Genomic DNA, 20,226 nt, shown 5'->3' on the forward strand with positions numbered 1-20,226 from the left:
ACCGCCGTTCGGTAGAACGGCGGAACAAGGTTATTCTCCAGGGTTGATATTCGCGTAGAACTCCGCGCCATCATCCAGGCGCAGGATCCCGACGCGGCCGAACTCGGAGCCGGTGGCGGCGGCGCAGTCGATATCGATACGATCGGGCACGCCGGCGGTATCCTCGCCACCCAGGCGCACAATCTGCCCGCGGCCCGACTCCTCATCAAGCCCCGCCAGGCCGCCAACCTCGCAATAGCGCCCAAGCGACACCGTGGGCGTGTGGCCGCTCACCACGACCGGACCCTCGCCCTCGGCAGAAAGCAGTCCCGTCGGCGCATCCCAATAGCCGTGACGAATCCACAGCAGGTCATCGGACGACTGCACCGCGAGCATCTGCTGCAGCAGCTCGCGATCGGCACCCACCGCTCCGACGCCATCGGCACAATCGACGCCATGCTCAAGTAAAAACGCGCGCGCCGCCTTCATCTCGATTCCAGCATGTACCAGCAGATACGGGCGCTCCTCGGTCTCGGCCACCGCGTAGAGCGGCAGCGCGGCCATCCATCGCACGAGCTCCTCGTATGCCTCAAATTCCATGTCGTTGAGCTGCTCGCGCGTCGTCCAGCCACCGTTGATATCCCAGGTCTCGGCATCGAGCGGATCCTGGCCAATGATGGCATCGAGCATGATCTGCTCGTGATTGCCCTTGAGAACGCGGGCGTTAGGCAGCGAGCGCACGAGCTTAATAACGCCGACCGGATCGGGCCCGCGATCGATCATGTCGCCCAGCACGTACAGCGTGTCGTCGGACGTCAACGAAATCTTGGACAGGGCCTCGTCAAGCGCACGCACGTGCCCGTGAGCATCAGATGTCACATAGATCGCCATGGTACGCCTCTCCTTGCATTGCGGCCAAAGCCCGGCGCCGCAACTAAAACTTCAAGTTGAACTTAAACGTTACCCATTGTACTCCGTTGCAATAAAGCTGGAAAGGGTTTCCGAGCAGAGGCAAAGACGGCAGCCGTCTATGACGATATCGCGCACGCCCGCAATCCAACCCCATAAACCCACCATCTTTGGGTACAAATAACCGCAGACAACTAACCGTGCCACGCCAACCACCCAGGAGCGGACACCATCCATGAACCAGATCCTTCTTTTTATCGGCCTCGTCATCATTTTGTGCCTGACCATCAAACCCGTCGGCAAAAAGCTCCCCTTCCCCACCCTGCTTATCTTTATCGCGCTCGGCATGCTGTTGGGCGTCAACGGCCCGGCGCATATCGACTTTAGCGACTACGCACTCACCGAAACCGTCTGCAGCACGGCGCTATTGTTCATCATGTTCTACGGCGGCTTTAACACCAACATAGACCGCGCCAAGCCCGTCGCCGCGCCGGCGGTGCTGCTGAGCACGCTCGGCGTCGTCATCACCGCAGGCATCACCGGCGTGTTCGCCCACTTTGTGCTGGGCTTCGACTGGATCGGCGGCCTGCTGCTGGGATCGGTCGTGGCGTCCACCGACGCGGCCAGCGTCTTTAGCGTTCTGCGCGAGCACAGCCTTTCGCTGAGGGGCGGCACCGACTCGCTGCTCGAGGTCGAATCGGGCTCCAACGACCCCGTCGCCTACATGCTCACTGCCGTGCTCGCGACCCTCGCGGCGGGCGGCAATATCGACATTCCCGTGCTGCTGACCAAGCAGATCATCCTGGGCGTGGGGTTGGGCCTTGCCATCGGCTGGACATCCAGCCGTCTGATTGAGCGCGCACACGCAACGGCCGAAGGCGCGCAGACCATCTTCTTGTTCGCCGTGGCCATCGTCGCCTACGCGCTGCCGAGCTACCTGGGCGGCAATGGCTTTTTGGCCGTATACCTTGCAGGCATTGTGCTGGGCGCAAGCGACATCACCGGTAAGGTCGAGATGGCGCACTTTTTTGACACCCTCACCGAGATGGCCGAGATGACCATCTTCTTTTTGCTGGGCCTGCTCGTCACGCCCGCGCGCCTGCCGCAGATGCTGCTGCCGGGCCTGGCGCTCATGGCGTTTATGCTCTTTGCGAGCCGCCCCATCGCCGTCGGTCTGCTGCTGGTGCCCTTTAAGACGAACCCTCGCCAGGTTGCACTCGTAAGCTGGGCGGGCTTGCGCGGCGCGGCTTCGGTCGTCTTTAGCCTCTTTGCCGTGGTAGCCGGCGTTCCCGGCGGTCACGACCTGTTTGACCTGGTGTTTGTGATTGCCGTATCGAGCATTGTGGTGCAGGGTTCGCTACTGCCGGCGGTGGCGAAGAAACTCGATATGATCGATGCGGCCGGCGACGTACGCCGCACCTTTAACGACTACCGCGACGAGGACGGCATGTCGTTTGTAAAGCTCAAGGTGGGCGCTGGACATCCGTTTGCCGGACGCTCGCTCGCCGATATTGGCAGCGCGACGGACATGCTCGTGGTCTTGGTGCTGCGCGACGGGGCGCACCCGGTACTGCCCAACGGCGATACCGTCATCGAGGAAGGCGACCTTCTGGTGATGGCAGCCCCAACGTTCGAAGAGCGTGCCGAGGTTACGCTGCGCGAGGTCACCGTGACGCCCCACGGTCGCCTGGCCGGTCAGCGCCTGCGCGATGTGCCGCAAGGCAAGCATCCGTTTATTGTAGTGATGCTCAAGCGCGACGGCCAAACGATCATTCCCGATGGCAACACCCTCATATACGCCGGCGACGAAGCCGTCATCGCCACGCTGGCGTCGTAGTGACCAGGGGTTAGCTAATTTGCGACGAAGAAATCAAGCGCCTAGAGAACTTCATGCCTTCGCTCGCAGATTTGGATTTGCCCGAGGAGTAAAGCACCCCTCCCCCATGTAACCATCCTGTAAATCATAGCGGCGCACTCGGGTTTTGCTGTGATTCGGTCGCGCCTGACGCTCCACTGTGCTAAAGTATCCCGAACGTTCAAACGACTACGAGGGGAACTAGAAGATGGCACGTGTGCACAACTTCTCAGCTGGCCCGGCCGCGCTGCCTACAAGCGTGCTCGCCGAGATCGCCAACGAGATGATGGACTACCGCGGTTGCGGCATGTCCGTGCTCGAGATGAGCCATCGATCTAGCATGTACCAGCAGATTATCAACGACGCCGAGGCAACCCTGCGCCGTCTGCTGAGCATCCCCGACAACTACCGCGTCCTGTTTTTGCAGGGCGGCGCCACGCTGCAGTTTGCGGGCATCCCCATGAACCTCATGCGCCGCGGCCGCGCCGGCTACGTCGTGACCGGCAACTTTGCCAACAAGGCGTACAAGGAGGCCGCCAAGTACGGCGAGGCCGCGCTGCTCGCGAGCTCCGAAGACACCAACTTCGACCGCATCCCCGACATGGCCGACATCAACGCGCGTATTGCCGCCGAGGCTGCGGGCGACGGGCTCGACTACGTCTACATCTGCCAGAACAACACCATCTTTGGCACCATGTACCACGAGCTGCCCAATTGCGGCGACGTGCCGCTGGTCGCCGATGTCTCGAGCTGCTTTCTGTCGCAGCCGCTCGACGTTGAGCGCTACGGGCTCATCTACGCCGGCGCGCAGAAAAACGCCGGCGCCGCGGGCGTGACCGTGGTCATCGTGCGCGACGACCTTATCGCCGAAGGCCCGGCCTATGCGCAGACGCCGCAGTACATGGACCTTAAGACCCAAGCCGCCAAGGGCTCCATGCTCAACACGCCCAACACCTTTGGCATCTACGTGTGCGGCAAGGTGTTCCACTGGGTCGAGGAGACCGGCGGACTTGCCGCCATGGCCGAGCGCAACTGGGCCAAGGCCAACCTGCTCTATGATCTACTCGAGCTCAGCGAGCTGTTCCATGGCACCGCGCAGGCCGATAGCCGCTCCATCGCCAACGTCACCTTCCGTACCGGCGATGCCGAACTCGACGCGGCCTTCGTTGCGGGCGCGGCAGAGCACCAGATCCAAAACGTCAAGGGTCATCGCCTCGTCGGCGGCATGCGCGCCAGCGTGTACAACGCCGTAACCATGGAAGACGTGCGGGCACTGGCCTCGTTCATGAAGGACTTCGAAGCGCAGCATAGTTTGAGCCCGCGATCTAACTAGCCCGCAGCACGCGGGCCGACCAGCCACCTCAGACCACCCTGTTTAGATAAAAACCTGCTAAGGAGTTTTTCCATGCGTAAGATAAAGACCATCGACGACATCACTAAAGACGGCAAAGTCGAGTTTGGCGAGGGCTACGAGTTTGTAAGCACCGCCGAGGAGGCCGACGCGATCCTGATGCGCTCGACCGACCTGCACGGCTACGAGCTGCCCGAGGGCATCCGCGCCATCGCCCGCTGCGGTGCCGGCGTCAACAACATCCCCGTCGAGGAGTACGCCAAGAAAGGCGTCGTCGTCTTTAACTCCCCCGGTGCCAACAGCAACGCCGTCAAGGAGCTTGTCCTGGGCATGCTGGTGCTTTCGAGCCGCGGAGTAGTGCAGTCGATGAACTGGGTGCGCGACAACGCCGACGACCCCGAGATCCAGGTCGACGCTGAGAAGGCCAAAAAGGCCTTTGTGGGCCGCGAGCTCAAGGGCAAGCGCATCGGCGTCATCGGCCTGGGCAACGTAGGCTCCAAGGTCGCCAACGCCTGCGTCGACCTGGGCATGGACGTCTACGGCTACGACCCGTTCATTTCCGTCGAGCACGCATGGGTGCTGAGTCGCGAGGTGCAGCGCGTGGGCACGCTCGAGGATCTGTGCCGCGGCTGCGACTACCTCACCGTGCACGTGCCCAGCAAGGCCGATACCATCGGCATGATCAGCACCGAGCAGATCGACCTGCTGGCGCCCGACGCCGTGCTCATCAACTACGCGCGCGAAACCATCATTGACGAGGACGCCGTCGACGCTGCCCTGCGCGAGGGCAAGCTCAGCTGGTTTAGCTGCGACTTTGCCACGCCCAAGACCGTCAAGATGCCCAACACGTTTATCACCACGCATTCGGGCGCCGGCACCGGCGAGGCCGAGGCCAACTGCGCCGACATGGCCATCAGCGAGCTCAAAGATTACCTGGAAAACGGCAACATCGCGCACAGCGTCAACTACCCCGCCTGCAGCATGGGCAAGGCGCGCGCCGCAAGCCGCATTGCTTGCCTGCATGCCAACGTGCCCAACATGATCGGCCAGATCACGGCCATTCTCGCCAAGGACAACGCCAACGTGCAGCGCATGATCAACGAGTCCGCTGGCGAGAACGCCTACACCATGTTCGACACCGATGAGCACCTGGACGGCAGCACGATCGAGGCACTCAAGCATATTCCGTCGATGTATCGTGTGCGCGTGATTAAATAGCGCCGGCGCCAATCCTGCCAGACAGACCACGAAGCCCATTCGGCCCCCGTTTTCACGAAACGGGGGCCGATTTTGTTGTTCCGGACGACTTTAAAATGATACCCATAACAAGTTTTTTCAGATAATCGATAGTGAGGCTCAAGTCGCTAAGCACACCCGCTTTGATAAACAGCTTTATCAGGGACTTTAGTAGGTAAAAATCGATCTCTATGTGCCGAATGTAAGTTGACTGTCCATTTTCCGAAACAACTTATTCTAGATAGCATTTTTAAGGCCCCTCCAAGGCGAAATATAAGTCTTTTTGTGACCAAAACTCTAGTCCGCGCGACCGTTTTCCACCCGCGCGGCTACATTCCTGCCCAATCGATAAAAATCTCCTCACGAAGCCGCCGTTCGAGCTCCTGCTGTCGCGGCGTCTTGTCTTTCAGCGGCACATCGAGATAGGACATGATGAGCTCCATCACCACGCGGAAGGCATCGGAGTCGGCCAGCTGACCATAGGTCATCAGAATGACGGGATATCCCATCGCTTGCAGCGCCGTCGTTCGATCGGAGTCCGAAATCTTGGATTCAATGGATCCGTGAATGGCTTTACCCTGGCATTCAACCAGACACTCTCGGCTGCCGTCCTTATTTGCCAGCAGGATATCGGCATAGCGCCTATCAAGCCCCGAAATCAGGCGGGCGCTGCGCGTCATACGAATCTCAACGTTATTGGTAAGGCTCAGCCCTTCGCCGCCGCGCAACCTCGTAAGGCCAAACAGCATCGAAGCCTGGACCTCGAGCGGCGATGCTGCCACCCCCGTAATGCATTTCGCGGCTCGTATGAACGATTTAGCGCCGCGGAGCCCCCGGACCTTATCGACGAACTCTGTAAGCTCAGAGAGCTCGATCAAGGGAGGTCGTTTCCACAAGTCCGTTGGATTCCCCGAGACATCCTTTACGTTTTCCCAGCCCGACCGTGCGTCACCCCACCGGCCCCCGTATGCCTGCTCAAGTGCCGACTTTACCTGAGGCGCAATCTTGCACACGGCAAAGGTGCCGCACATCTCATACATGCACATGATTAGACGCTCGTTTGAGACCGAGGAAGCCAGGGTCAGCAGGGTAAAGAGTGGGGACGCAACATCGAGGCCAAACTCCGTCTGCCGCACGGAATCAAACGGCCTCTCCCCGTTCCAAACATGCCTGACAATGCGATCGCCCTTACGTCCGCAGCTGCCCTGCGCCAACACGTGTAACGGGGTGCCCAGGAAATGCGTGACGAGCGGATGCTCACATAGGTGCTCCCTGCGCGGATCGTCCGCAGAATCGGGCAGGTCCGGCATTATTGCCAAGACCTGTGGAGGTATCCGGTGATACCGAAAGGCAGATATGTCGCACAGCATGTCGTCCATGAAGGGTACGTACCCGCTGCGTCGCTTGTGAACCCGCCCGGACGGCAAACGCGCTGGCTCGGCCTGCGAACGGTAAATACTGCCACGCCCACGTCGCGGATCTCTCAGGAGGCTTACAATCGGTTTGGAAAGCAAACTGATTGTGAGGTTGCATATGGTTGATGAGGATTTTGCCTGGCGGCTTGCGCAGGAGCTTGTGCGGATCGACAGCTCAGACCCGGGCGCGTATGAGGATGAAATTGAGCGCTTCATTAAGAGGCTCATTGAGCAGCAGCTGGCACAACTTGATAGTTCTGCGCTCGATGCCGTGCAGATTGAGGAGCTCGAAGTGCTGCCCGGGCGCCGCAACCTTAAAGTCACCGTGCCGGGCCAAAGCGACGAGCCGCGGCTGATCTATATCTGCCACATGGATACCGTCACCTTGGGCGATGGCTGGGACGCAGACATCGAACCGCTTGGGGCGGTTGTGCGCGACGATAAACTCTATGGCCGCGGTGCCTGCGATATGAAGGGTGGCCTGGCCTGCGCCATTGCCGCACTGGTCCATACGCTCGAGCGCGTGGCGGCGGATGGCGCGCTGCCACGCCGCGGCTTTTCGCTCATCTGCTCGGTCGACGAGGAAGACTTCATGCGCGGCTCAGAGGCCGCGATCGATGCTGGCTGGGTCAGCTCGCGCGAATGGGTGCTGGACACCGAGCCCACCGACGGACAGATCCAGGTGGCGCACAAGGGGCGTACGTGGTTCGAGATTGAAATGGCTGGCGTGACGGCGCATGCGAGCCAGCCTTGGAAGGGCGCGGATGCCGTCGCCGCCATGGCCGAGGTCGTGTGTTCGCTTCGTCGCGCGTTTGCGGCGCTGCCCGCGCACGATGAGCTGGGGCCTTCGACCATCACGTTTGGCCAAATCGAGGGCGGATATCGCCCCTACGTCGTACCCGACCGCGCCAAAGTCTGGGTCGACATGCGCCTGACCCCGCCGACCGATACGGCCGCCGCAATCAATATGGTCGAGCATGCCATCGCCGTCGCCGAAGCCGCCGTTCCCGGTTGCCATGGCAGCTACACCGTGACGGGCGACCGCCCCGCCATCGAGCGCGACCCGAACTCTCCCCTTCTAGCAGCGCTCAAGCGTGCCGCCGATGACGTAACGGACGCGGACACGACCGTCGGCTTCTTTACCGGCTACACCGATACCGCCGTTATTGCCGGCAAGACAGGCAACCGCAATTGTATGAGCTACGGCCCCGGCTCGTTGGCGCTCGCACACAAGCCCGACGAGTATGTGCCCCATGCCGATATCGTTCGCTGCCAAAACGTGCTCATCGCGCTTGCCGATAACACGCTCTGGGACGCAAGCGGCCAAGTTGGGGCATAATAAGCCGCGAACAAACCGACTCGCGCGTTAGGACCGCCCATGAAAGCACTTCCGTTTCCCTGCATCCGCCCGGCTCAGGACCGTGTGCTCGAGGCGCTGCCTGCGATGGGCGGTATCCTGAGCGGCAACGACGCCCTGCGCGGCGCCATTGCTGACGGCCTAATGCTCAAGGATCCAGGCGCGGCGTATTACGTGTACGAATGCTCGGGCGAGCCGGGTCGCGCGACGGGTGTCGTGGCGATTTGCCCGGTTAACGTACTGACGGGTAGCGACGAGGCTGCCGCCGAGAGCGTCGACGCACTCGCCGCCGCGCGCGCGATCGCCGAGCTTAAGGTGCAGCCGCGCCCCGTGTCGCTCGCCTACGAGGCGTCGCCCGTCATGGATATCATTTTGAGCGCTGCCAAAGAGGGCGCATCGCTCTACGCCGTCACCGATCCCGCGGGCGTCACACATCGCGTGTGGGAGGTCAAGCGCGAGGACGCCGTTGCCGCCATCCGTGCCATGCTCGATCAGGCGCCCGACCCGGTGTTCGCCGGTGACTCCGCCTATGTCGCCGCACTGGCTGGGGCATCGCAGATTCTGGCCGACGAGGCCCGCGCTGCCGGCGCCTACTCTGGCAAAGAGCCGTTCAACTTTGCTGTAGCCGTGCTGTTCCCCGCCGCGCAGGTCAGCGGCAACGCGCCGCAGGTTCCGACGGGTCTGCTCACTCACCAGGTCTCACGGTTCTAGCGAACTCAAACGCTAAGCTGGAAAACCCAGCATCCAAACAAACAAGGGGCGGAGATGCAGCAAACGCATGCACCTCCGCCCTTTTCGCATCAAACAATTACGCCGGTAAACCGGGCCGCAACGTCAGCGTTATCCACGCTGCGGACCTGCCGCCGCCACGAGCGGCTCTAGCCCCAGCTCGCGCGCGTAGTCTTCCTGCGTAAAGACTTCGACCAGTTCAAACGTATCGGCCGCATCGTCAAACGCAAAATGCAGCACTGAGCAGTTGCCCGGCACGCGTTCGCGCTCGTCGGCCGCCGCGCCCCGCACGTGGTCCAAAAACTCCTTGATAGCTGAGCCATGACTTACCGCGAGCACGCACGTATGGTCCGGACGCTGCATAAGATCGGTCAGCGTCGCCACCATGCGCGTGCGCACCTGGATCTGGCCCTCGCCGCCAAACTGCCGATAGAAGTCGCGCCACGGGCGCTCGGGCATAAGCATCACGCGCTCGGCCTCAAAGTCGCCAAAGAACCACTCACGCAGGCCGTCCAGGCGCTCGTACGCCAAGCCCGGCCACAAGTTGGCGACAGTCTGCTCGGTGCGATGAAGCGTAGAGGTGTAGGCATGATCGGGCTCAATGCCGCGCGCACGTAAAAACATGCCGGCGCGCGCCGCCTGGTCGCAACCCAACTGCGTAAGCGGCGAGTCACTCCACCCCTGAATGATACGCTTAAGGTTGAATATCGTCTGTCCATGACGGACCAGATACAGATCTTTATTCATAGGGGTCCTTTCGTTCGTTACCAACCCAAGAGCGAAAACGCCCCGTCGCAATAGCCAAAATGAAGCACGGCACCGTTGTCGGGTAGCTCTCCCCCGCCAGTCACATACTCAAGAAACTCCTGGCAGGCTGAGCCGTGGGAAACCGCCAGCACGCAGTCGTGCTGCGGCCGGGCCATAATACGGGACAGCGCCGCGACCATGCGCGACTGAAGCTGCACTTCCGACTCGCCGCCAAAGGCCACCGGATAATCGCCCCAGGGCTGCGGCGGCATCTCGCGATTTGATGTGCCCTCCAGCGAGCCAAAATGCCACTCACGCAGGTCATCGACCAGCTCAATGGAACGGCCCTCGCCAACGATAAGCTCGGCCGTATGCCGCGCCCGGCCCAACGGCGAGGAATACACATGATCAAAGGCCACGCCACGCGCCGCAAACGCCGTACGCGCCGTCAGCGCCTGCTCGCGCCCGCGCGCCGTAAGCGGCGAATCGTGCCAGCCCTGCAAAATGCTCTGCACATTGAGCTCAGTCTGCCCATGCCGCACCAAATACAGATCTGCCACACGCTCTCCCCTCGTACCACCACAAAGGGGACAGGCACCTTTGTGGTGGTTTACCGTCTGATCACGCCGCGGTGACGCTCAGCTACACCAGCACGTCGGCGAGCGGGCGCTTGGGTACGTGGTGCACCTGCGCATCGTCACGCCAGTAATTAATTGAGCCGTCGGGGTTGGAATCGATCGCATCGATCATCTGCGTCTCGGCCGGCACGCCAAAAGCCATGATCAGCTTGAGCTCATACTTGTCGTTATCGAGCCCCATAGCATCGATCGCGTGGGGCGTAAAGGCCTTGAACATGCAGGCTGCCACCTCGGGCGTGGCGCTGCGAGCGGCGAGCATCATCGTCTGCGCGGCAATGCCCGTGTCGACCTCGGTGATGGGCGCGGCGGGCTTACCCGGAACAGCGCGCTCGGCAAGAATCGCGATGTAGCCGGTCGGACGCTCGCCCTCGGCAGGACCCGACCAATCCTTAAGCGCGCCGGCCCATGCAAGCTCATCAAATACACGCGCGCAATCCTCGGCACCGCTCACCACATGAAAACGCAGACGCTGAGCATTGGCGCCGCAGGGAGCCAGGTGCGCCAGTTCCGCCAGCTCGAGCAAAAACTCGCGCGGCACGCGCATGGACTCGTCAAAACGGCGGCACGTACGGGCGCGGCGGACCAGCGCGTCAAACGTGTCCAGGCCAAGCTTTTCGCAACCTTGCTTTGCCATCGATTCGACACTCGACGGTGCCTCGGGAACTGCTTCGTTCATAGGGACCCCCAATACAAGCCAATTGTCCTTAGGAAAATCTAACCTAAAACGTAGGCAATAACGAACAGGGCTGCAATGTTCTACACCTGTTGAATAGAAAATCGCGACGTGGGGAACAACGGAAACAATTCGGGGCCTTTGGGTTACGTTTCGCCCTCCCCGACCCATACGTCAGCGCCCTTAGGGGATACTGGTTGTAACGATCAAGGCTTACGCCGCACGGAAAGGAGACTTATGGGCATCTTTAAGAACGATGATCAAAAATCGAGCCAGTTTGGATTTGACGAGAAAAGCATGGCGGGCAAAGCCGTCAAGGCCGTACGCTGGATCTACGCCATCACGGGCGTCTTAGCACTCATTGCTGGTATCGCGCTGCTTTTTGCACCTGCCAAGTCCCTCGTCTTTTTGACGACTGTCCTGGGTTTTTACTTTGTAATCACTGCTGCCATCAGACTATTCACTGCCATTTTTGAGCCGCTGCTGCCCACCGGCTGGCGCGTGACGAGCATCATCTCCAACCTACTCATTATCTTGGGCGGCGTCATAATCCTGCGCAACCAGGCCTTCTCGACCGCGACGCTCACCACGATGGTGGTTATCGTGGCCGGCTTTGGCTGGATTGTCGAAGGTGTCATGTCCATTCTGGAGTCCGAGCTTTCGTCCAACCGCGCCCTCGCTATCCTGAGCGGCGCACTTTCCATCATCGCCGGCATGTTCGTGTTTATCTATCCGCTGTGGTCGGCCAAGATGCTCGTCATCTTTAGCGGTGCCGCGCTGCTGGTGTTTGGCGTGACGCTCATTGTTCGCGCCATTCAGTTTGGCAAACTGGTGCGCTAGATGCCAAAGACGCTCTTTATTGATGCCGACGCCTGCCCGGTCACGCGCGAGTCGATTGACTGCGCGCGGCGGGCGGGCGTCGCCGTTGTTATCGCCGGCAACAGCACGCAAAACCTGGAACGGCACATTCGCCGCGACGACCCGCGCGATGCCGAGCACGCGCGACGCGGCTTTTGGGTCACGACGCTCGACGTGAGCGTGGGCGCCGACAGCGCCGACTTTGCCATTGTCGAACGCCTGCAGGCGGGCGACGTGGTCGTGACGCAGGACATTGGCTTGGCGAGCATGGTGCTCGGGCGCGATGCCGCCGCCATCGGTGTGCGCGGGCGCGTGTACGACAAGGCGACTATCGACATGCAGCTGTTTATTCGCCACGAGGAAAAGAAGGTACGCCGCGCCGGCGGACGCACTCGCGGTCCGGCAGCATTTACCAGCGAAGACCGCGCCCGCTTTAAACGCAACCTCACCGAGTTGCTGCACTAACCAAGGTAGATTTTTGAGACATGCCTAAAATCTACCTTTTTGTTTTGAGCGGTGTGAGCGCTCGGAATCCATGGCTCAACAAAAAACGGGCTTCAAAATGCCATGCGTCGCCGCATTGCGCAGGCGCTGAGCATGGCTATTTGAAGCCCATTTTTTAGGCCTACTTAGAGGCCAACGGCGGAGAGGATGAGGCCCCAGCCAGCGCCGATGACGCACATCATGATCAGGAACACGGCATTTTCGCGGGCGCTGCGGTTGGTGCGGAACAGCACCAGATAACCCACGCCGGCGGAAATGAGCGTGCCGGCGAGCATCGGCGCCAGTTGCAGCGCGCCTTCCAGATACAGCTGTGTAATGACCACGCTCGCCGAGCAATTGGGAATCAGCCCGACAAGCGCCGAACCCAGGACAGCGAGTGTCTCGTTGCCGCGCAGGAACTGCTCGATCGCGGACTCGCCGAACGTCTCGAGCACGGCGACCAGAATCAGCGTCACCAGAAAAATGAATACCGAGACCTGCACGGTGTGCGAGATCGCACTGCGGATGATCGACAGGACAGGCGTCCCTTCGTGGGAGTGAGAGTGACCGTGACCATCATGGTGTTCATGTTCGCCCTCATGACCGTGATCGTGGCCATGTCCGTGTTCGTGCTCGTCCTCGTCTTCATCACAACCGCAATGGTCGCGCTCGCACAGCTCGTGGATGTGGTCGGCGCTCACGCCTGCCTCGGCCACCTCGTCGATGATGTCACCGCCGCTGTGGTCGTCGTGCGCGCAGTTCACGTGGGCCGGGTTGGCCGCGGTTCCCAGCACGGTACGGCGAATCGCCGCGTGCGCGCGGGCGTTACGGCGCAGGCCGCGAATGGCAGCGTCCACGATAAAACCCGTGACCAGTGCGATCAGCGCTTTCGAAGCCAAAAGCATCGCCATAGTCTGCACGGGAACCTGCTCGGCAAGCAACAGCGGCAGCATCTCATCGGAGGTCGAAAGGAACACCGCCACCAACGTGCCCAAGGTCACGACACGGCCGGCGTACAGCGTTGCTGCCATGGCCGAAAATCCGCACTGCGGCACCATGCCCAGCAGCGAGCCAACCACGGGACCCGCAGCGCCGGCGCGCTTGATAGCGCCGTTGACGCGGTCGCCCGCAACGTGCTCAAGTGTCTCGAGAGCAAGATACGTCACCAACAAAAACGGCACCAGCGACAGCGTGTCCTTGCCGGCGTCGAGCAAAATATCAATCAGTAAATCCATGACGGATGGAACCTTTCGTGTCTTTCGGCAGCATTGTAAAAGTCCTAGCGGTCAACTAGGGTATTGTAGTTGTCCCGGGCGCGGTGCCAATAGTTGCCTATGGTAAACTATCATCTCGCCATAACTCAGTAACCTCGAGCCGCACAACGCGGCCCGTCCAAGGAGTAGCATATGAACGTATCGCAAGCACTCGAATACGAGCGCCAGCCGTTTATCCCCATGTTTATCTACGGCGACCACGGCGCCATGGAGTCCGAGCGCCAGAAGGGCGAGGAGGCCCTCAAGGTGCTCGAGACCGAGTACTTTACCGCCGAGGGCGACCCCGGCTTCGACTTTGCCACCGTGCGCGACCTGGCCGACCGCAACCGCGACCTGTGCGACCAGATTGGCGAGGCGCGTCTGCGCAACGTGACGCCCGCGACGCTCTCGCGCGGCCTGTCCGATGCCGACACCTGCGCCGCCATCGGCAAGATGCAAAAGCGCACCGCCGCGTCCGTTATGCGCGAAATCCGCGGCGACCGCGACGCGCTCGGCGTGGCCTACGCCCGCAAGCCCATCCAGGGCACCGTGCTCGGTATCGACATCGAGACCACCGGCCGTGCACCCGAGCGCGGCTATATCATCAACGTGGGCTGGGAGATCATGGAGCTCACCAGCGACGCCGTCCCGCATGACGCCGAGGCACACTACTGCGGCCTGCCCGACATCTACCGCGGCGAGGATGTGCCGTTGTCGAATATCCACCACATCACCTGGGACGACATCGACGGCAAAAAGCCGTTCCGCGAGAACAAAGAGCTGCAAAAGCAGCTGCTCAAGCTTATGAAGAAGTACCCGTACATGGCACACAATGCCGCCTTTGAGGACAGCTGGTTCAAGATCCACCTGGACGGCTACGCCGAGGCACGCCGCGCCGGCAAGATCATCGTCATCGACTCGCGCCAGATCTGCCGCAGCCTGGACGCCGACGTGCGCTCGCTCCCCCGCGAGTCCGCCCCCGCCGCGCTCGAGAACTGGGCACGCCGTCGCGGCACCCTCGCGCCCGACGCCAACGAGCAGCATCTGGGTCTGGACGACACCGACCTCATGCTCCGCACGGTACAGGCCGAGTTCAACCTCAAGAACCTGTTTGCGAAATAACCGATCCATCTGCGGGAGCGCCTGCCAGGCACAGTGCAATCCGTCTGGACGCACCGGCACGCAGTAAACTAGGGCGCAGTCTTATGGCTGCACCCTAGTTTTAATCAAAACGAGCAAATATGCATGCTTCACATAGTCGGCAGATTGGCCCACCTACTTTTTTCGAGTTGTTCGGCCAGCTGAACCACTAGTCGAGGCCCCTTGAACCGCAATCGAGCGCTATAGTCGCCCCAATTTCGCAACCAAGCCCTATAAATCTACCTGAATCAATTCGAATAAGACGTTGCGATCACACCATTCGTATAGGATAAGGCCGAATAACTCAAATTATGTTGGTGAGGCATCTGAGCGGTCGGCAAAAACGCTTAGAAGCTACGAATCCGCAACTAAAGTTCACCAAAATGGGGCAGCCGACAGAAACCTCCCCAGCCGAAGCTGCCCCCCTCAATACGACAGCTCAAAAACCCACCGTTCGCAGAAGATAAGCCGCGCCCCAATACCGTTGCCCGAAGTTTCGAGCGTATATGGCGTCCGCTATGCCATCATGCGCGTATGGGAATCGTTCTGTCACATACCACGGCACGCGCTGTATACCAAACAGTCAACTCGCTCGCAAGCCACGCGACCGATCCCATATCTATGGAAAAGATCAAGGTGTCTGCGCCGACCACGTCCAACCTGGAAGCGGCGCGAGCATGGCTCAACAGAAAGAATGTCGATTCTGAAAGCATCCATGTGCTGACGTTTTCCAATAATGCCAAAAGGCACCGCAAGGGCTGCATCTGCCACTGCACGCGCTATACGTTTGATGCAGAAAGCTACCTAGAACTCGAGCCGAACGTCTACATCGTCGATATCAAGCCGTGCGCGTTAGAAGCAGCAGCCGACCTCAACCTTTCGGAGCTCGTTGAGTATTACTTTGAAATCTGCGGCTCCTACGCGCTTGGAACGTCCGACGAAACTCAATATCGCGAGCGCCCAGCCCTAACCAGCGTTGAAGAGCTCAGAGCCTTCTTTTCAGAGGCATCGGGGTATCGTGGATCTAATAAAGCACTTAAGGCACTTTCTTATGTACGCGAAGGCTGTCGCTCCCCACTCGAAACGGCGTTTGTCATGATGCTGACAATGCCCAAGTCAATGGGTGGCTTAGCCATACGCGCTATCAAAACGGACTATCCGATCCCAGTCCCCAAAAGATACGCCGCCCTAACGCGACGGACGGTTTTCTACCTCGACGCGCTGCTCGAAAATTCGATGACCGATATCGAATACAACGGCTTTTACCACGACGAGCCCGAACAGCAATCAATTGACGAGGAACGCCGAAACACGCTGCGAAACATGGGATATGCCGTTATCACAGTTAGTCGTCATTCGTTTTTCAAGCAGTCCGCTTTTAGGCGGGTCATGGAAGCGATTCGCATTCGCGAGAAGATATGGCCCGGTCGACTCCCGGATAACTTCGCCATCCTGCAAGAAACTCTTCGTCAATTTGTCTTGCGGCGCTACTTCGAATACGGTCGCCGCGTCCTGGAGACACTCAAAGAAGAAGAGGCCGCCAAGCGCGAAATTGCAAGCCAATATCCGCAAGCTGATGACCCGAGCATCAACGATGTGCCAGAACCCGACGACATGCAACACGTCGGGGCCCTTGCTGAGGAAATCAATGGGCCTTGGGAATGCGACATGTTCGCAAAAATCGATGAAAACCGCACGGAAGACGACACGATTATTGATCTAATTGAGAATTCGCTCTTCTAAAGGCGATCTCTGCGGATGTCCACCTACATTTTTCGACTTATTCGACCACCGAGGTGCCAGATTGGCTGCAGCAATGCTCAATATAACTTTAGATAAAACTGATTCTGCAGGAACTCCCGTAGAGGAAGAACTGATTCTCGCGGTATTTAACACGATAAAGTACAAATATGAACAGTTCTAATGCTTCTCAAGGTGGCTTTCTTAGCATGCTGGCCGAACATCTCGAAATATGTTGGCGAGCATTGCGTCGATGTCTCCCAACCCGCAGAAAATCGCAGAGGCGGCAAGCAGTCATCGAAATTAACGTAAATTGTATTGACATATGAACATGCGCTCATATAATCGGAAGTAAGTTATATGAGCGCATGTTCATATGAAAGGATGTTACAATGAGCAGCCACGCTGATGAAACAAAGACTGGCATCGAGGCCACCGAGCCGATCGTCCCCACCACCTGCTCGCCCGAGGACCTTCCCGACGAGGAGCTTCTCTACGACCTTGCCGACCTGTTCAAGGTCTTCAGCGACACCACGCGCATCAAGATTCTCTATGCCCTCATGGGTCGCGAGCTCTGCGTGGCTGACATCGCCGAAGCGACCGCGACCTCGCAGTCTGCGGTGTCGCACCAGCTGCGCACGCTTAAGCAGTCGCACCTGGTCAAGTTCCGCCGCGACGGCCGCAACATTCTATACTCGCTTGCTGACGATCATGTCTATACCATGCTCAACCAGGGCATGAGCCATATCTGCGAATAGCAATCAACCACGGTATCAGCGCGGCCGGCACCCAGACCGCCAACACAGGGAAAGGAACCCACCATGAAAAAGCAGTTTAAGCTCGACGAGATCGATTGCGCCAACTGCGCGCGTGAACTTCAGGACGAGCTGGCTAAGCTCGATGGCGTCAAGTCCGTTTCGGTCAACTTTATGACCCAGAAGCTGACGCTCGAGGCCGACGACGCCAAGTTCGACGAGGTCCTGGACCGCGTCGTTGAGTTCACCGCCGACGCCGAGCCGGACTGCGAGATCATTCTCTAACCCGCGCACACGTTGACCTGTAAGGCCGCGCTTGCCGCGGCCTTTGCTCGCGAAATTATATGAGCAAGTGTTCATACACTCAAATGGGAGGTTTGAATCATGGCAGCCGCCGACCCCAAAAAGAAAAAGAAGAAGCGCAAGAAGAAAGAGTCCCTTGAGCACAAGCGCAACCGCATCCTGGTAGCACTGGGCATTTTTGCCGTTGTTTATGCCCTCGACGAGCTCGGCGCCCTCACTATCGCATTTGGGGAGCCCGGCAACATCTACGCCAGCTTCGCGCTGTTCCTCGTGCCGTTTTTGATTGCCGGCTACGACGTACTGCAAAAGGCATTCAATAACATCCGCCGCGGCAAGGCCTTCGACGAGAGCTTCCTCATGGCCGTCGCGACCATCGGCGCGTTTGCCATGGTGCTCTTCCCCGACACCGACCCGCACATGGCCGAAGGCGCCGCCGTCATGCTGTTCTACCAGGTCGGCGAGTTGTTCCAGGCATACGCCGTGGGCAAGAGCCGCAAGTCGATCAGTGCCATGATGGACATCGCGCCCGACTACGCTAACGTCGAGCAAGCCGACGGCACACTCGAACAGGTCTTTCCCGATGACATCGCCGTCGGCACCGTGATCGTGGTCAAGCCCGGCGAGCGCGTGCCTATCGACGGCGTCATCGTCGAGGGCGAAACCCAGCTCGACACCGCCGCGCTCACGGGCGAGTCAGTCCCCCGCCCCGCCAAGACCGGCGACGATATCATCAGCGGCTGCATCAACATGACGGGCCTCATCCACGTGCGCACCACCAAGCCCTTTGGCGAGTCAACCGTCGCGCGTGTTCTGGAGCTCGTGGAGAATGCCAGCGAAAAGAAGGCGCGCACCGAGAACTTCATCACGCGCTTTGCCCGCGTCTACACCCCCGCCGTCACTGGCGCTGCCGCGGTGCTCGCGCTTGGCGGCGGCCTGGTGACTGGCGCTTGGTCCGATTGGATCCTGCGCGGCCTGACCTTCCTGGTCGTCAGCTGCCCGTGCGCCCTCGTGATCAGCGTACCGTTGAGTTTCTTTGGCGGCATCGGCGGCGCGTCCAAGCTGGGCGTTCTCATCAAGGGCTCCAACTACCTCGAGACGCTCGCCGACGTGGACACCATCGTCTTCGACAAAACGGGCACCCTCACCAACGGCACGTTCTCAGTCGTCGCGGTGCACCCCGAGGCTGGCTATACCGAGCAGTCGCTGCTCGAAGTCGCAGCCCTTGCTGAGTCGTTCTTCGATCACCCCATCGCGCAGTCCGTGCGCGACGCCTACCAGGGCGAGGTCGACCCCAAGCGCGTGAGCGACTCCGCCAACGACGCGGGCCACGGCGTGACGGCAACCATCGACGGCAAGCACGTCGTCGTTGGCAACGCCAAGATGCTCGCCGCGGCCGGCGTTGAAGCACCGGACTGTGAGGTTGTCGGCACGATCCTCCACGTGCTCGTTGACGGCGTGTACGCCGGCCACATCGTGATTGCAGACACCGTTAAGGCCGATGCGGAGCAAACGATTCGCGACCTGCATGCCGCCGGTATCAACCGCACCGTCATGCTCACGGGCGACCGCGAGGAGGTTGCAGCGTCTGTGGCCAAGCAACTCGGTCTCGACGAGTTCCACGCGCAGCTCCTGCCGGGCGACAAGGTCGAGCGCGTTGAGGCGCTACTCGCGGCCGAAAGTGGCAAGGGCAAGCTCGCCTTTGTCGGCGACGGTATCAACGACGCTCCTGTGCTTACGCGCGCCGATGTGGGCATTGCCATGGGCGCCATGGGCTCCGACGCCGCGATCGAGGCCGCCGACGTGGTGCTGATGGACGACAAGCCGTCCAACATTTCCCGCGCGATCCGCGTGGCGCGCAAGACCATGTCGATTGTTTGGCAGAACATAATCTTTGCGCTGGGCATTAAGCTGCTGATCCTTGTGCTGGCAGCGCTGGGTATCGCCAATATGTGGCTTGCCGTCTTTGGCGACGTAGGCGTGGCGATCATCGCCATCCTGAACGCCATGCGCGCGATGGGTGTCAAGAACCTGTAGCGCTCGTGGTCCCTCCGGCCGGGGCCGGGCTTGGTTTTGAAAACGTCCTCGCGCATGAGGCCCGTCTTTCTTGCTCCTGCGGAGCAACGGAAAGGCGGGCCTCGCGCTGCGGAGTGTTTTCAAAACCAAGCCCGGCCCCGGCCTGCATTGACACAGCTGGCGGTTCTTGGGCATCGCTTGCTGGCGGGGTTCCTTTGCTGAAATGGACTTGGCCGAAAGGGCCGCTGGTCCCGGTCGCTGGTTCGCGCTTTGCGTGAACTCCGCGCTACTGTGGGTCAGTTAGGCTTCTGTTGTTGGACCCGCTACATCTTCCCGTCTCAGCATCGATCTTAGCTTCTCGAAGCTCTCCTCGCTCAGGCAGTGCTCCATGTGGCAGCCCTCTTGCGACGCGACCTCGGGCGTTACGCCTGCGTCCTCTAGCAGACCTACAAAAAAGCAGTGGCGCTCCCACATTTGACGGGCAACCTCAAGACCGCGTTCCGTCAGATGCACGTCGCGTTTGCCCATCTCCACGTAGCCGGTGCTCTCCAAGGCCGCCATGGCTTTAGAGACGCTTGCTTTGGTTACGCCCAAGTATTCGGCAACGTCGATCGAGCGCACGATGCCCTGACGTTCCGATAGAACGTAGATCGATTCGAGATAGTCTTCTCCGGATTCACGCAGGGCCATGGGCCGCCTTTCGCGATGGCTTCTAGTTAGCCTTTGGATACTTTTGCTTGATTTACTTTACCGCAAAAGTTGCCCATGTCTTACTACTTTGCCTAAAAGTTA

Annotated in this window: 19 protein-coding genes; 12 read left to right on the plus strand and 7 right to left on the minus strand. The window is 60.1% G+C overall.

The genetic code is table 11. The features are described from left to right. Positions 1-30: 30 nt before the first annotated feature. Positions 31-870: a metallophosphoesterase gene (locus DWW73_RS00280; protein ID WP_117778436.1), complete on the minus strand. Its 840-nt coding sequence runs from the start codon at positions 868-870 to the stop codon at positions 31-33. Positions 871-1,123: 253 nt separating this feature from the next. On the opposite strand from DWW73_RS00280, the gene DWW73_RS00290 reads away from it, so the two are divergent. From DWW73_RS00290 to DWW73_RS00300, 3 genes are all read left to right on the plus strand, one after another. After that, the gene (locus tag DWW73_RS00290; RefSeq protein ID WP_117778437.1) at positions 1,124-2,725 is read left to right on the plus strand and encodes a potassium/proton antiporter; all 1,602 of its coding nucleotides are present in this window, start codon (positions 1,124-1,126) and stop codon (positions 2,723-2,725) included. A gap of 226 nt (positions 2,726-2,951) precedes the next feature. Next, positions 2,952-4,076 carry a 3-phosphoserine/phosphohydroxythreonine transaminase gene (gene serC, locus DWW73_RS00295; protein WP_117778438.1) on the plus strand — a complete coding sequence of 375 codons (1,125 nt, stop codon included), beginning with the start codon at positions 2,952-2,954 and terminating at the stop codon, positions 4,074-4,076. Positions 4,077-4,148: 72 nt separating this feature from the next. After that, positions 4,149-5,312: a phosphoglycerate dehydrogenase gene (locus DWW73_RS00300; RefSeq protein ID WP_117778439.1), complete on the plus strand. Its 1,164-nt coding sequence runs from the start codon at positions 4,149-4,151 to the stop codon at positions 5,310-5,312. A gap of 347 nt (positions 5,313-5,659) precedes the next feature. Here DWW73_RS00300 and DWW73_RS00305 read toward each other — a convergent pair whose 3' ends face one another. Continuing rightward, complete coding sequence (locus DWW73_RS00305; protein ID WP_147334487.1) at positions 5,660-6,466, minus strand: hypothetical protein; 807 nt, start codon at positions 6,464-6,466, stop codon at positions 5,660-5,662. Positions 6,467-6,863: 397 nt separating this feature from the next. Between DWW73_RS00305 and DWW73_RS00310 the strand changes: the two genes are divergently transcribed. Together DWW73_RS00310 and DWW73_RS00315 are read left to right on the plus strand one after the other, a co-directional pair. Continuing rightward, positions 6,864-8,084 (plus strand): M20 family metallopeptidase, encoded by a 1,221-nt coding sequence (locus DWW73_RS00310; protein ID WP_117772996.1) that lies wholly within the window; start codon positions 6,864-6,866, stop codon positions 8,082-8,084. 39 nt (positions 8,085-8,123) lie between these two features. Beyond that, on the plus strand, positions 8,124-8,813 hold the full coding sequence (locus DWW73_RS00315; RefSeq protein WP_117778441.1) for a DUF1015 family protein: 690 nt from the start codon (positions 8,124-8,126) through the stop codon (positions 8,811-8,813). A gap of 129 nt (positions 8,814-8,942) precedes the next feature. On the opposite strand, the gene DWW73_RS00320 is transcribed toward DWW73_RS00315, so the two are convergent. From DWW73_RS00320 to DWW73_RS00330, 3 genes are all read right to left on the minus strand, one after another. Beyond that, a complete protein-coding gene (locus DWW73_RS00320) occupies positions 8,943-9,578 on the minus strand; it encodes a histidine phosphatase family protein (RefSeq protein ID WP_117778442.1) in 636 nt (211 codons plus the stop codon). Positions 9,579-9,595: 17 nt separating this feature from the next. Then, a complete protein-coding gene (locus tag DWW73_RS00325) occupies positions 9,596-10,138 on the minus strand; it encodes a histidine phosphatase family protein (RefSeq protein ID WP_055252053.1) in 543 nt (180 codons plus the stop codon). Between the two features lie 82 nt (positions 10,139-10,220). Continuing rightward, entirely contained in the window at positions 10,221-10,892 is a 672-nt protein-coding gene (locus tag DWW73_RS00330; RefSeq protein WP_158563751.1) for a nitroreductase family protein, read from the minus strand. Between the two features lie 234 nt (positions 10,893-11,126). Here DWW73_RS00330 and DWW73_RS00335 point away from each other — a divergent pair, with 234 nt between their 5' ends. Both DWW73_RS00335 and DWW73_RS00340 read left to right on the plus strand, forming a co-directional pair. Further along, entirely contained in the window at positions 11,127-11,729 is a 603-nt protein-coding gene (locus tag DWW73_RS00335) for an HdeD family acid-resistance protein (RefSeq protein ID WP_117773002.1), read from the plus strand. Then, entirely contained in the window at positions 11,730-12,212 is a 483-nt protein-coding gene (locus DWW73_RS00340) for a DUF188 domain-containing protein (RefSeq protein WP_117563982.1), read from the plus strand. Between the two features lie 164 nt (positions 12,213-12,376). Here DWW73_RS00340 and DWW73_RS00345 read toward each other — a convergent pair whose 3' ends face one another. Beyond that, positions 12,377-13,465: a putative manganese transporter gene (locus tag DWW73_RS00345; protein ID WP_117778444.1), complete on the minus strand. Its 1,089-nt coding sequence runs from the start codon at positions 13,463-13,465 to the stop codon at positions 12,377-12,379. 171 nt (positions 13,466-13,636) lie between these two features. Between DWW73_RS00345 and DWW73_RS00350 the strand changes: the two genes are divergently transcribed. From DWW73_RS00350 to DWW73_RS00370, 5 genes are all read left to right on the plus strand, one after another. After that, entirely contained in the window at positions 13,637-14,605 is a 969-nt protein-coding gene (locus DWW73_RS00350; protein ID WP_055252061.1) for a hypothetical protein, read from the plus strand. 639 nt (positions 14,606-15,244) lie between these two features. Next, the gene (locus DWW73_RS00355) at positions 15,245-16,366 is read left to right on the plus strand and encodes a hypothetical protein (RefSeq protein ID WP_147343535.1); all 1,122 of its coding nucleotides are present in this window, start codon (positions 15,245-15,247) and stop codon (positions 16,364-16,366) included. Between the two features lie 389 nt (positions 16,367-16,755). Next, the gene (locus DWW73_RS00360) at positions 16,756-17,121 is read left to right on the plus strand and encodes a helix-turn-helix transcriptional regulator (protein ID WP_055252065.1); all 366 of its coding nucleotides are present in this window, start codon (positions 16,756-16,758) and stop codon (positions 17,119-17,121) included. 63 nt (positions 17,122-17,184) lie between these two features. Continuing rightward, complete coding sequence (locus DWW73_RS00365; RefSeq protein ID WP_055252067.1) at positions 17,185-17,403, plus strand: cation transporter; 219 nt, start codon at positions 17,185-17,187, stop codon at positions 17,401-17,403. Positions 17,404-17,502: 99 nt separating this feature from the next. Further along, a complete protein-coding gene (locus tag DWW73_RS00370; RefSeq protein WP_055252068.1) occupies positions 17,503-19,455 on the plus strand; it encodes a heavy metal translocating P-type ATPase in 1,953 nt (650 codons plus the stop codon). A 279-nt stretch (positions 19,456-19,734) separates the two neighbouring features. Here the strand turns inward: DWW73_RS00370 and DWW73_RS00375 are convergent, their stop codons facing one another. After that, positions 19,735-20,124 carry a metal-dependent transcriptional regulator gene (locus tag DWW73_RS00375; RefSeq protein WP_055252669.1) on the minus strand — a complete coding sequence of 130 codons (390 nt, stop codon included), beginning with the start codon at positions 20,122-20,124 and terminating at the stop codon, positions 19,735-19,737. Between the last annotated feature and the right edge of the window lie 102 nt (positions 20,125-20,226).

This window comes from Collinsella sp. AF16-8 (genome assembly GCF_003462695.1).
In the GTDB taxonomy this organism is placed as follows: domain Bacteria; phylum Actinomycetota; class Coriobacteriia; order Coriobacteriales; family Coriobacteriaceae; genus Collinsella.